Here is a 12,382-nt window from a genome sequence, read left to right on the forward strand (position 1 = left end):
TCTTACGCCTCGAACCAGCCCCGGGCCGGGTTGGAGACCTCGGGAGCCTCCCGGAAGACACCCGGCTGAGCAACCCAACCGACCCCGTTGGCGATGACCTTCTGGATCTGCGGCTGGTGATACACCGGGTATTCCTGGTCTCCGGGGCTGAAGTAGAAGATCCGGCCCTTGCCGCGGGAGAACGTCACACCGGAGCGAAACACCTCTCCCCCGGTGAACGAGCTGATGAAGATCAGGTCATCGGGTTCCGGAATGTCGAACAGTTCGCCGTACATTTCCTGCTGGGGAATGACGATCGGGCTCTCAACGCCTGCCGCGATTGGGTGCGAAGGCTTGACCGTCCACACGAGCTCGCGTTCGCCCTCGTTGCGCCACTTAAGCGAGCACGTGGTCCCCAACAGTCGAGTGAAGATCTTGGCGAAGTGCCCGGAGTGCAGCACCACCAAGCCCATGCCGCCGAGCACGTGGCGCTGTACGCGCTCCACCACCTCATCGGCGACCTCCCCATGGGCGATATGCCCCCACCACAGCAGCACGTCGGTCTGCTCCAGCACCTCTTCAGAAAGTCCGTGCTCGGGATCGGCGAGTGTCGCCGTCGTGATTTCGGAGTCCGGGTAGAAGCCGCGGAGTCCGGCGGCGATGGCGCCGTGGATCCCTTCCGGGTACATCTCACCGATAGTTGCGGGCTCGTTGCGGGCCTCATGGACGGCCTCGTTCCAGACAACAATCTTCAATTTCGCATCAGACATTTCAGAGCACCACTTCACGTTGTTCGAGGGCGGATTTGTAGCAGGCATCGAGCACCAGGGCCCGGCTGAGGGCAAGGGACCCGTCGTGGCTTCCCCACACGGTCTCGCCGCCGCGCACAGCGGCAACGAAGTCGTCTACGACGGCCTGGTGGGCTCGGCCGGGTTCGGCCACTACCTCGAAGTCGGCGTTTTCGCCGTCCTTCTCCGTGAAGACGTGGACGTCCGCTACCGGGTTCTCGGAGGCGCCGACCGAGCGCAAGTCCGCTCCGCCGTCAGTCCCGTAAACGGTAAAGTCCATCAGGTCCCGCTCGTCGCGGTAAGTGGCCCATCCCGCTTCCAGGATCAGGGTCCCCCCGCCTTCCAACCGGATGAACGCAGAGGCGAAGTCTTCCACTTCAAACTTGTGGCTGGAGTTCGACGCCGTGTAGCGGGCGTTGCCGCCCAGGCCGCGCGGGCCGAGTTCGGAATGGGTCGACGCCGAGACGGCCAGCACCTTGGGCTCGCCCAGGAGGTGCAGCGAGTAGTCCAGGACGTGCACGCCGATGTCGGCCAACGGACCACCGCCGGCGAGTTCCGGGTTGGTGAACCAGCTGCCCAGCATCGGAATGCCTTGGCGGCGGAGCCAGGATGCCTTGGCGTAGTACGGGCGACCCAGGGTGCCGGCGTCGATCACTTCCTTGAGTGCCTGGATGTCGCCGCGACGGCGGTGGTTGAACGCGACGTCCAAGACGCGGCTGGCCTTGCGGGCGGCGTCCACCATCTGTTGACCTTCGACGGCGTTGCGCGCCAACGGCTTTTCGCTCAGCACATGCAGTCCCCGCCCGAGCGAAGCAATGGCGATGGGCGCGTGCAGGAACGTCGGCACGGCGACGCTGACGGCGTCGAGACCTTCGAGTTCGATCATGTCTTCCCAGCGGGCGAAGGCGTGCGGAATGCTGTATTCCTCCTTCAGCTGGGCAAGAAGGTCAGCTTCCATGCCCGCGACGGCGACAATTTCGACGCCGTCGATATTGCTGTACGCCTTGAGGTGCTGCTGGCCGGCCCAACCGATGCCCACAACTCCCACCTTGAGGGTTGTGGACGGGGCCTGCTGCTGAATGCTCACGTTGTTCCTGTTCTTTCTGTGGTTACTTTGGATGGCTGAAAGTGGGGTTAGCCCTTGACCGCGCCGGCTGTCATGCCGGAAACGATGCGCTTCTGGCATACGAGCACCAGGATCACGAGTGGCACGGTGATGATCACCGACGCGGCGCTGATGGTGCCGAGGGGTTGGTCGAACTCGCTGGTTCCGCTGAAGAACGCAATTGCCACCGGGACGGGCCGGGATTCCGGCGAGGTGGTCAGCGTGACGGCCAGGAGGAATTCGTTCCAGACCGAGATGAACACCAGGATCGCCGTGGTCGCCAGACCGGGGACCGCCAGCGGCAGGATGACCTTGCGGAAGGCGACAAACGGTGTGGCGCCATCCATGTACGCGGATTCCTCCAGCTCACGCGGAATCTCCTTGAAGAACGACGTCAGCGTGTAGATCGCCAGCGGCAATGCGAACGTCAGCTTCGGGATGATGAGGCCGAGCAAGGTGTCGTATAGCCCGATCTCGCGCCAGATGGAGAACATCGGAGCCGCGATGGCGATGGCCGGAAACGTGGTCACGGAGAGGATCAGCGTCAGGATCATCGCCTTGCGGCGCATCTTCAGCCGGGCCAGTGCGTAGGCGGCAAAGGACGCGAAGACCAGCGCCACCGTTGTAGTTACGACGGCGATAATCACCGAATTGCGCAATGCCAGGAGGAACTCGGGGTTCTGGAAGACCACCAGATAGTTCTCGAGGGTCGGCTGGCTCGGGAAGAGCTCGCCTTGGGACAGACTCGCGCCCTTCTTAAGGGAGGTGTTGACCAGCCAGTAGAACGGGATGAGCGAGAAAGCCATGACGGCCACTACGAACACCCACACCAGGGGATGCAGTTTCGATTCCCCACGCAACCGACGCTTCGGCGCCTTGGGACGCGAGGCGAGTTCCGCCGTCGGGCGTTCTGCAATCAGTGTGCTCATTGTTCCTCCTTCGCGACGTCGCGGATGTTGCCGCCGGCGAAGCGGACGTAGATGACCGAGACCACCATGACGGTGAGGAAGGTCAGGATGGACAGAGCCGAGCCTTCGCCCACCAGCCGGTTTTCGCGCAGCTGCGTGTAAGCGAGCATGGACATGGATTCGGTGCCGTTGGCGCCGCGGGTGAGGACGAACGGCAGGTCGAAGACGCGGAGGGCATCCATGGTGCGGAAGATCGCGGCGAGGACGATTGCCGGGCGGAGGAGCGGCAGTGTGATGTTGACGAAGGTCTGCCATTTGCTGGCGCCGTCGAGTTCCGCGGCCTCGTAGGTTTCGGCGGAGATGACCTGCAGGCCGGCCAGGATGATGAGTGCTGCGAACGGGGTGGTCTTCCAGACGTCGGCCATGACGATTACCGCCATCGCGTAGCCGTGCTCACCGAGCCAGACAACGTCGCCGCCCGGCAGTCCCAGCGTGGAGAGGACGTTGGTGACCAGGCCCATGTTGGGCTGGAACATCGTTTGCCAGGTGATGGCACTGACCACGGTGATGATGGCGTACGGCAACAGAACCACGGTGCGCAGGACGGCGCGGCCCTTGAACGCGAGGTTGAGCAGGAGCGCCATGGCCGTGCCGAGGATGAGTTCCAGGCTGACGGAGAGGCCCGCGAAGAGGAAGGTCTGGCCGAAAGCTGCCCACCACTCTCGGCTGGCTAGTGCGGTGACGTAGTTTTCCAGACCGACGAAACGGGACAGACCTGCAGTCCGAACGCTGTACTGGTTCAGCGAAAGCCAGATCGCGTAGCCGATGGGGACCGCGGCGACCAGTGCCATGATGACCAGAGACGGGGCGGTCATGCGGAACGCGAGCTTGCGTTCGGCGCGGTCGCGGCCGCTTGTTTTTACTGGGCCGCGGCTTGGCGGGATTGTTTTGATGGCCATGACTAGAAGCTCGCCTTGGCGGTGGTAATTTCGTCAGCCATCTTCTTCACGGCTTCCTCGGTGGAGGCAGTGCCGGAGAGGACGGCGTAGACGTTCTTGTAGATCGCCTGGCTGATCTGCGGGTACACCGGGGAGATCGGACGCGGCTTGGCACCCTTCACCGAGGCGAGGAGTTCCGTGGCGAACGGCATCTTCTGCAGCACCGCCGGATCGGAGTAGGCAGCTTCGTTCACGGGTGCCTGGGAGTAGTCCATGGCCACGTGCTTCTGCCACTCCGGGCTGGTGGCGTAGTCGATGAACGCGACAGCTCCGGCTTGGTTGGTGGAGTGGGCAGAGATTGCGAGGTTCCAGCCGCCGAGCACGCCGGAGGCCTTGCCGCCTTCCCATGCGGGCAGCGGCGCGACCGCGAAGCTTGACGCCAGCTGTGTCGCGTTCAACAGCCGGTACACGTGCGGCCAGTTGCGCTGGTAACCGAAGTCGCCGGACTCGTAGGCGAGGCGGGCCGGGTCTTCGTTGTAAGTGAGGACGGCGCGGTCGGCTGAGCCGTTCTTGAGGCCGTCGCTCATGAAGTTGAGGACGTCGCGGGTTTCCTTGGAGTCGATGGTGACGTCGCCCTGGTCGTTGAGCACTTCGCCGCCTGCGCTGTAGAGCATTTCGAGGAAGTTCACCGTGAGGCCCTCGTACTGTTTGCCCTGGTAGACGTACCCGTTGCCGGGAGCTTTGGCGGCTTCTGCGTAGAGCTGCTGCCAGGTCTCGGGCTTGGCTACCTTGTCCTTCTGGTAGTAGATCAAACCGGCGTTGGTGAAGAACGGCGAGCCCCAGTACTTGTCCTGGTACTTTGTGGTTTCCACAGTGGAGGGAATGAGCCGGTCCTTGTTGGCTTCCACCAGCTTGGTCTGGTCCAGCAGCCAGCCCTGGGAGGCGAACTCGGAGGTCCAGATGACGTCTGTGACGAAGAGGTCGCACTCGGTGGACTTGCCCTCGAGCCGCTGCACGATCTGCGTGCGGGCTTCATCCGTGGTGGCACCGATCTCGGTGTACTTGGCCGTGACCTTGCCGTTCGCCTTCGTGAACGCCTCTGCCGTGCCCTTGTAGATGCCGCTCGCGTCCTTGACGCCGCAGATGTTCACGGCACCGCTGGCATTAGCGCCCGACGCCGGATCGGCAGCTGCTGCTTGCTCGGCACCTTGGGGTGCTGCTCCCCCGCCGCACGCACTGAGGAGGAGGGCTGCTGCTATGGCTGTCGCCGCTAGGGCTGTGCGGCTTCTGGCTTTGTTCTGGAGCGGTAGAGCAGGTCGGTTCAAGTCCACAGGTGGCTCCTTTGGTGGCTGTGAGTGGGTGACGTTCAGTGCGCGTTTGGGCTGTCCCGCGTGCTGAGGGTGGCTTCTTTGCCGATGGTTCTTGTGATCCATGGAATCGATTCCAAATGTGTTCTAAAGAATCGGCCTCGCGGCCGTGGAATCGATTCCAAAGTAGTGTGACAGGGACCACTGAAGGCTGTCAACCCTCTTTATCTGGTGGAGTCTCGTATGACGATTTCGTGCGGGAGGAAGGTTCTACCCTTGCGATGTGAGCCCTCGACGGTCATCCGCTCCAGTAGTTCAGCGAAAGCGAGTCGGCCCATTTCGTAGGCTGGTTGGCGGACTGTGGTCAGCTCCGGGACGCACATTTCCGCCTGAGCCGAGTCGTCGAAACCGGCTACGGCGACGTCTTGGGGAACTCTCAGCCCGGCATCGGTGAGCTCGCGGACGCAGCCGGCTGCGACGACGTCAGTCCCGCAGAAGACAGCGTCAGGAAAGTGTTTTGCTTTGAGGAGTTTCTTCGCGAGGGCGCGACCCGAATGGAAGCCGAAGTTGCCTTCACCGAACAGGATCTGGTGCTCGCTCAAGCCTTCTTCCGCGAGTGCCTGGCGGAAGCCTTCCTCGCGCAGCCGGCCTGAGCGGGCACCCCTGTGCGCGAGCATGGCCAGCTTCTTGGCTCCCGTGTCGATCAGGTGTTTGGTGATGTCGTAGGCGGCCTGACGGTCATCAATCGACACCCCGAATGCCGCCTCGGCATCGACAATCTCACAGACCTGGACGACGCTCATTTGCTCGGCAACGGTGTTTACGTCGTCGTCCGGCATGGTTGGTGAAAAGATCACGAGTCCGTCCACGGAACCGTTCCGCAGCATGTCCACGAGCTGCTGTTCACGATCCAGGTCCCCGTCGGTCGCTGCGATGAGGCTAACGTAGCCCGAGTCCGCAGCAGCGTCGCCGACACCTCGGAAGACTTCGCTGATCACCAGCGAGTCCAGGTTCTTGGCCAAGGCGAGGACGCGCATTGTGCGGTCTCTTCGGAGGTCTCTTGCTGAAGCAAGAGGACGGTAGCTGAGCTCCCGGATTGCGGCGTTGACCTTCTCCTTGGCCGCCTCGCTGACAGCCGGGCTCCCGTTCAAGACGCGCGACACCGTGCCAACGGATACACCCGCCGTTTTGGCGACGTCCTGAACTGTCGGCCGAGCCATTCGCTTGTCCTTCCGCGAGCAGTGGAGATGGTCCTCGCCGCCACGCTCCTGCCGTCCCACCGGCGTTCCTCAGCATAGCTGGCGTGAGGATGACACTGGCCTGCATCACACGACCCTTTTGACATTCCCGTCACTAATCGGCAATCTCTTCCACCTCACCGCTTTCGGGCGGGGATGTCGGTCGATGGCGTTACGAATACCGCAGCACAGATAGCTTCCAAGGAAAGTCGACAGCCCTTTCTGTCGACCCGCGTCCGGCAAGCAAGTCAAACGGACGCCTCCACACCCACCACCCCACCAAGCCAGCAAATGACTGACTAGCACGTCACATCCGGGCAAAGGAACGCCGGCGGCGAGTTAGCAGATAGACCGGTGCCCGATCAGCATTTTTATCTACGATGTTCATCCAGACGCTCTCGATGGCCCAGTTCTGGTCCTAGTTTTCACTCAGCCGCTCTGACGGTCACGCCAAAATGCCAGGAGCACATGTACCCGACGGGTCCCGCTCCAGGCCTTGCCCAGAATTCTCCTGCATCCAAGTCTTGGGACCGGATGGGCTGTCGGGAGGAAGTTCATCTCCATTACGGCTTGTCATTGCGCGGAAGCTTGGGAATAGGCTCTAGGATTCCTACATACATCAAAACAAGTTTGGGGCGGTGGCAGATTTTGGTTAGCAACACTACTCTGTGGGATTTGGAGCCCCACACGAAAGCGAAGCACGACCTGCTGGTCAGGTACCTGAATGCATGGTTTCCCGTGCTCTCTCGGTATAGGGGACGCATCGTATTTCTGGACGGATTTGCCGGGCCTGGCGTATACAACACTGGCGAGCCAGGCTCGCCGCGGCTCGCACTAGAGACTCTACTTAATCATTCTCATCTCATGAATATGAGCCATTGTGAATTTCTATTTATATTCAACGAACATCACCCAAAGAGATTTGCATCATTGGAATCCGTAGTAGCTGACGTAGAGAATGATCTCCAGCTTCCAAATAACATTAAAGTAGTGACGTCGCAAAATAACTTCAGCATTCTGGCCGAGGATCTGCTGGGAAGTTTGAGGGGAAAAAACCTAGCGCCGACATTTGCCTTCCTTGATCCCTTTGGTTACAAAGATGTTCCTATGGCGTTGATCAGAGACCTGCTCGCATTCGACAAATGTGAATTGTTCATCTATTTCGACTTCAATAGTGTTCTCAGATTCTCTACGGCAGGTAACGTAGATGAACATTTCGAACAACTCTTCGGAACTGATGAGTTTAAACACGCTCCCCCTTCGGGAGATCCTCGAAGAGGCGAATTCTTGCGCGAACTCTACGAGAGACAGCTAACCGATTTTTGCGGCTTCCCGTATGTGCAAAGCTTCCAAATGGTTAATCGACGGGGAAAGACAGGAAACTATCTTTTCTTCTGCACCAGAAGCGTGAAGGGCCTGTCGGTAATGAAAGAAGCGATGTGGAAAGTCGATCCGAGTGGAGGCTACAAGTTCTCCGATCTGCTCCACGGTCAGACCGTCCTCTTCGAGCCGGAGGTGGACACTAGCCCCTTACAGCACGAACTCGCCTCTGTATTTCGGGGGCAATGCCTCTCGATTGAAGATATTGAAGAGTACGTCGTAGTCTATACTCCTTACTGCAAAAGCCACGTTAAGAGAAAGACCTTGGCCGAAATGCAGCGCAGAAACCAGATAAGCAGCCCGAATCAAAGAACTCGTAACACTTACCCTCCGGGAACTTTGGTGCAATTTAACTAAGATGCCATGACGTAATCCCCCCTTGGCGGCATCTCATCCCACGTTCGCCCGTCTAGAACACGACCGTTGGCTTTTGGCGTTCGACCACCCCATTGCTTGAAGAAAAAGGCAACGTCTTGCTCAACGCACTGATCCCGTAGACTCCGCGCCCATTCCTCGTTCATGGGCCTACGAACGGGCCCAGATTCCCCTCCCGCAATAAGCCAGTGGATGCCTTCGAGATCCAGTGCGGGAAGGGATTCCAGCAACGGCTCGCAGGAGAGGAATCGAACCTTAGCTGGCGTATCACGAAGCTGGTCGATTCTCCCAACCGCGGCTTGATTCTCCACGGTGACACCCATCCACAGGTTTGCCGGCCAATTGAGCTTGTCCGCTATGCGAGACATGCGGTGCGCACGTTTGGTCAGCGCCTGGTAGGTGTGTTGAGGCGTATCCGCGATGACGTCAAAGATGTCTTGGACGTACGAAACAGGCACCTTAGCATGGAAGAGATCACTCATTGAGTTAACAAAAACAACGCGCGGCGTCTTCCACTTCCGCGGTTGATCCAAAGCAGCACGATGCAAAGTGACGCCGAATCCGGGGCCCGAGGTAGCCGGGCTTCCGTCATTTTGGTATTTCGCAGCCCCCATAGCCTTCAATCGCTTGGAAAGCGTCAAGGCATAGCAGTTGTCACACCCGGCTGCTACCTTGTCGCACCCGGTGACCGGATTCCAGGTTGACTCTGTCCACTCAATATTGGAGTTGCTTGCCATAGTTGTTCGCCTCCTCAGCATTCGAACATATGTTCGAATATAGACCACTGACGTCAGTTGTCATAGCCATTGCCCCTGATGCACGATTCGAGCGATGTGGACTGGCGCGGACCCAATGGACGTCTGAGACACATAAATCCACTTTCTGAACACGTTACTGGTCCGCGCTTACTGAACGAACAGTTAGAGCCATGGCCACGAAAACCGCAGATCAGGGACGAGCATGTCTCCGGGGTGCATGGCGAGAACCGCTCCAACGGGACCTCCGGTGGACGTAGATTGACCTACCGACTACAGCTCTGGCCATCTGCACTTCTTGCCGTAGCCAATCAAGGTCAGCAACGGGCGATAGATGTATCGAGGTACCGATGCTCAAGCTTACGTCCCTCTCGCGTTCGCGTGCCCCCGCCAATGGATCGTGTCCCGCTAATCGCATTCGAATCCGCTTCCCATGGCCTAGGGCGAACGAACCATCGTCCCGCCTATCCCGATTGATTGAGCTGAATAGGTGCGGAAACGCAGACCACGATGCTCCCCAAAACGGGGTAACTTCCATCTTGCCGGATTGACTGAGCGAATCACGGTACATGTCCATCGCCAAAGATTTTGGATAAGGATCGATGTATACAACTCGTGCAATTCCGCTCGCAATTATGAGGCGCATACACATATGGCATGGGAAAGTGGTTGTATATAAAGTTGCCCCTTGTATAGAGATCGTTGATCGAGCCGCCTGGGTTATTGCCGACATCTCGGCGTGGGCGACCCTACCAAACTCGATGAGTGAAGTGAGACGCAGTTGCTTCATGCCAGTCTTATCGACGCTCATGATTCTCTTGTACTGTGCATCTAGGTTCAGTTCAAGCATGTCCTTCGACAAAAGATCATTAACTGCTAGAAATGCTATGAATTCTTTGACCGCACGAATGCTCATCCGCTTGTTGTAATCGAACCCGACTTTGAAGTCTCTACGGTCGTTGGCATCATCAGTCCAATAGTTGCCACCGCCGGCCTTGGGAACCTCGTTGGTTCCCGTGACAAGAACATCGCCTTCTGGAGTGGTAATCGTGGCCCCAACTTGGCGTCCTGGATCGGACGACCGGAAGGCTGTAGCGTAGGCATGAAAAATGGCCTGTTCGTCGCGAGTAGGCGTAAGAAAAGATTTTCCGAATAGAAGTCCCGTGAGGCGCTCTAGCTCACGCTCAACATTGCCATTGAGGTTGAGAAAGTAGTCGGCTTTAGAAAAGGTCACTCTAACTTGTTGCCCGAATTCATCCTCTCCGTCATATTGGTCCCGAGCTAATAGCTTGGAGGCGATAGCGCCGATATCCTTCAATCCCGGAAGCTCGTCGGAAAGGTCGTTTCGAAGCTTTTCGGCTCGTGACTCTTCATCCTGGTGTGCACCAACCAACACGAAACGGCCACCATAAACATGCCTTAGAAGTTTCACTTCCTCCTCATGCTTAAGCGTTCGAAGGATCCACGCATGTCTTGAGCTCTGGTCTAAATTCTTGCCTTGAATTCTTCGGAGGGACGATATTCTGGCAATCGAAAGTGCCGCAAGAGCATCGCCACTCTCATAGTGCCCACGCAATCGATCACCGGCATCCATAAGTGTTTCGGCATAACAGCTTTCCGCGGATAAGCGGAGGTTCTCGACGGCAGAGTTGCCATCCTTCAGGAGTTCACTCATGCGAATCATGGTGCTCGAGTAGCCAAATTGACGTAACTGGCTCTCAAGGTGGGGGAAAAGCCCATCCAAGTCTGTGCCTATGGGGGCAACAATGCCGATCACTATCTCAAAGTCGGCATCGTTGCCGGCATTTATAAGCTGGTCCGTTATCATTGTTCCACCCTCGTATTCTTCATTGAAACATTACATCAAATCTCACACGTTTACGTCGATCCATGGTGCCGTTTATCATTTGTCTCTGCGCCTTGTCAAGCGTATAGCGCCGCGACGACTCGTGCCTGCAATGGTCAGCTGGCATCCCTCCCTGAGTCAGAGGACAGTCATTCCGGATAGTAGGTCGCCGCCCCTCAGTTCTGCTCCTGAGTAGTGCGCAGCATCGGCAAAAACGACGAATCCGGGTGAAATTCCCGCTGCCGAAACGCAACCTCGAGACCACTGGCATTGCTTGCTGCGAACAGGAATCCCATGCCGCGGAGAACTCGTCAAGCATCGAGCTCGACCTCGTGCATGCAGCCGTGAGATGGCGTACCCGCGACATCTCCGCTGTGCACAATCGACGTGGTCAGCTTCCTTGACCACTCCCCCACCCCCTCTTGCCTCACGTCAATAGGTCCTGGAAGAGTGATTCGTTGCCTCAGGTGAAAGGGTCCGGCTGGGGCTGTTGTTGAACCAGGTGTTGATTTTGTATTCTCGTGGCGCCGCTTTGGCCTAGGCGAGAGTTTCCAGTTCGCTGGTGAGTGCCAGGATTTGCCGGGACATCGCTGCGGGTTTTGAGGAGTTTGAACTGAGCATTCATGGCGATCACGGGTCGTTTCTGGATCTGCGGACGCCGAATCGTCCGTTGATGCGGGGTGAGCGCGGATCGTGTTTCTTGCATACTTTCGCGCCATGGCGGGTCTTGGAAATCAGCTTCTGCTGGGGGCAGTAAATAGTTCGTAAAGAGACCGTCGAGTTCCCAGATGGCATTGAGTTTGTCCGGTTCCGAGGCGGTGTCGTAACGGTAGTAGCCCACGAGTCACGCACCCTGGTCCAGTTCTTCTGTTCCACATAAGCGCCGTCGTTCTTATTTCCGGGCCAGGAGCGGTGGACGTGATCTGGTGGGCGCGGCAGTACGCGAAGAGATGTTCGTTGATGAACTCCGATGCGTTGTCCGAATCAATCCCCAGGATCGGGAACGGAAACCGGTCCAAGGCATGCTCCAGTGCCAGCAGAACCCATTTTTGGGCCTTTTTCGGCACTGACCGGTTCACTGTCCACCCGGTGGCGATGTCGGTCACGGTCAGAGTGAAACAAAACTGCCCTGACGCGACCCCGCCTTCGTGGACGACCAGATCAATCTCCACGAACCCGGGCACCGCATCATCCAGTCCGCCCAGGTCCTAACCGGTATTGGGGACTTCAACAACGAACCGGCTTGGTATGGGACCGGCCCCGCACAACCAGCCTCGACCGCTCCGGGGCCAGCCGCCGGTCAATGGTAGCCGCGCTCATCCGCATCAACAGCGCAGCCTCCTCATCGGTCAAAACCAGCTCCCCGTCCCGTCGAAGCAAAGGCACCAGCACCGGCAGCATCGACGCAAGCCGCTTGCCGGCGGGGGACGCAACACCGCCCAATACACAAACCAACGCCGCAACAACCCGCGGACCATACACCGGCAACGGTGCAGACCGGGCCCGCACCGGCCATAGTTCAAATGCCAGCCGCAACGCCCTGCGCGCGTAATTCCGGTTCCATCCAGTGAGCTCTACCAACTCGCTCAGAATCCGAGTCTTCTCAGAACGCGTCCCCCGGGCATAAGCCCTCGCTTTGACCACCGTGACAGCCTTGCGTTGACTCATAGTCAGACCCATCCTTCAAGGATGTCCGCCAACCACACTTCCCGGACCTTTTCCCATGAGGCAACGTATCGGGCTCCGCGGACCTTCCCATGAGT

10 protein-coding genes are annotated in these 12,382 nt (G+C 58.6%); 1 reads left to right on the forward strand and 9 read right to left on the reverse strand.

The window, feature by feature from the left end; translation table 11 throughout:
• Nucleotides 1–2: 2 nt before the first annotated feature.
• The 6 genes from GVL04_RS15035 to GVL04_RS15060 all read right to left on the reverse strand — a co-directional run bounded on the left by GVL04_RS15035 (nt 3) and on the right by GVL04_RS15060 (nt 6,245).
• Nucleotides 3–749, reverse strand: a complete 747-nt coding sequence (locus tag GVL04_RS15035; RefSeq protein WP_159705980.1) for a ThuA domain-containing protein — start codon at nt 747–749, stop codon at nt 3–5.
• A gap of 1 nt (nt 750) precedes the next feature.
• A complete protein-coding gene (locus GVL04_RS15040) occupies nt 751–1,854 on the reverse strand; it encodes a Gfo/Idh/MocA family protein (RefSeq protein ID WP_159705982.1) in 1,104 nt (367 codons plus the stop codon).
• Nucleotides 1,855–1,901: 47 nt separating this feature from the next.
• Nucleotides 1,902–2,801, reverse strand: coding sequence for a carbohydrate ABC transporter permease (locus GVL04_RS15045; protein ID WP_159705984.1), 900 nt, complete (start codon nt 2,799–2,801; stop codon nt 1,902–1,904).
• Complete coding sequence (locus GVL04_RS15050) at nt 2,798–3,739, reverse strand: carbohydrate ABC transporter permease (protein ID WP_159705986.1); 942 nt, start codon at nt 3,737–3,739, stop codon at nt 2,798–2,800. The genes GVL04_RS15045 and GVL04_RS15050 overlap by 4 nt, the downstream gene beginning before the upstream one ends.
• A 2-nt stretch (nt 3,740–3,741) precedes the next feature.
• A complete protein-coding gene (locus tag GVL04_RS15055; RefSeq protein ID WP_159705988.1) occupies nt 3,742–5,049 on the reverse strand; it encodes an ABC transporter substrate-binding protein in 1,308 nt (435 codons plus the stop codon).
• 200 nt (nt 5,050–5,249) lie between these two features.
• The gene (locus tag GVL04_RS15060; RefSeq protein ID WP_159705990.1) at nt 5,250–6,245 is read right to left on the reverse strand and encodes a LacI family DNA-binding transcriptional regulator; all 996 of its coding nucleotides are present in this window, start codon (nt 6,243–6,245) and stop codon (nt 5,250–5,252) included.
• A 666-nt stretch (nt 6,246–6,911) separates the two neighbouring features.
• On the opposite strand from GVL04_RS15060, the gene GVL04_RS15065 reads away from it, so the two are divergent.
• A complete protein-coding gene (locus GVL04_RS15065) occupies nt 6,912–8,000 on the forward strand; it encodes a three-Cys-motif partner protein TcmP (protein ID WP_235036306.1) in 1,089 nt (362 codons plus the stop codon).
• On the opposite strand, the gene GVL04_RS15070 is transcribed toward GVL04_RS15065, so the two are convergent.
• The 3 genes from GVL04_RS15070 to GVL04_RS15080 form a co-directional block, all read right to left on the reverse strand.
• Complete coding sequence (locus GVL04_RS15070) at nt 7,997–8,755, reverse strand: DUF5131 family protein (RefSeq protein WP_159705992.1); 759 nt, start codon at nt 8,753–8,755, stop codon at nt 7,997–7,999. The two genes, GVL04_RS15065 and GVL04_RS15070, sit on opposite strands and share 4 nt — an antisense overlap.
• A 211-nt stretch (nt 8,756–8,966) precedes the next feature.
• Nucleotides 8,967–10,601: an anti-phage dCTP deaminase gene (locus tag GVL04_RS15075; RefSeq protein ID WP_159705994.1), complete on the reverse strand. Its 1,635-nt coding sequence runs from the start codon at nt 10,599–10,601 to the stop codon at nt 8,967–8,969.
• Between the two features lie 1,245 nt (nt 10,602–11,846).
• Nucleotides 11,847–12,287: a transposase gene (locus tag GVL04_RS15080; RefSeq protein ID WP_159705996.1), complete on the reverse strand. Its 441-nt coding sequence runs from the start codon at nt 12,285–12,287 to the stop codon at nt 11,847–11,849.
• Nucleotides 12,288–12,382 lie beyond the last annotated feature (95 nt).

The sequence above is a fragment of the Arthrobacter sp. 18067 genome (assembly GCF_902706295.1).
GTDB lineage: Bacteria > Actinomycetota > Actinomycetes > Actinomycetales > Micrococcaceae > Arthrobacter.

What these genes read in the sequence shown, in the direction of transcription:
- GVL04_RS15035 (WP_159705980.1), bottom strand. Translation starts at nt 749, where the DNA reads ATGTCTGATGCGAAATTGAAGATTGTTGTCTGGAACGAGGCCGTCCAT.
- GVL04_RS15045 (WP_159705984.1), bottom strand. Translation starts at nt 2,801, where the DNA reads ATGAGCACACTGATTGCAGAACGCCCGACGGCGGAACTCGCCTCGCGT.
- GVL04_RS15050 (WP_159705986.1), bottom strand. Translation starts at nt 3,739, where the DNA reads ATGGCCATCAAAACAATCCCGCCAAGCCGCGGCCCAGTAAAAACAAGC.
- GVL04_RS15060 (WP_159705990.1), bottom strand. Translation starts at nt 6,245, where the DNA reads ATGGCTCGGCCGACAGTTCAGGACGTCGCCAAAACGGCGGGTGTATCC.
- GVL04_RS15070 (WP_159705992.1), bottom strand. Translation starts at nt 8,755, where the DNA reads ATGGCAAGCAACTCCAATATTGAGTGGACAGAGTCAACCTGGAATCCG.
- GVL04_RS15075 (WP_159705994.1), bottom strand. Translation starts at nt 10,601, where the DNA reads ATGATAACGGACCAGCTTATAAATGCCGGCAACGATGCCGACTTTGAG.
- GVL04_RS15080 (WP_159705996.1), bottom strand. Translation starts at nt 12,287, where the DNA reads ATGAGTCAACGCAAGGCTGTCACGGTGGTCAAAGCGAGGGCTTATGCC.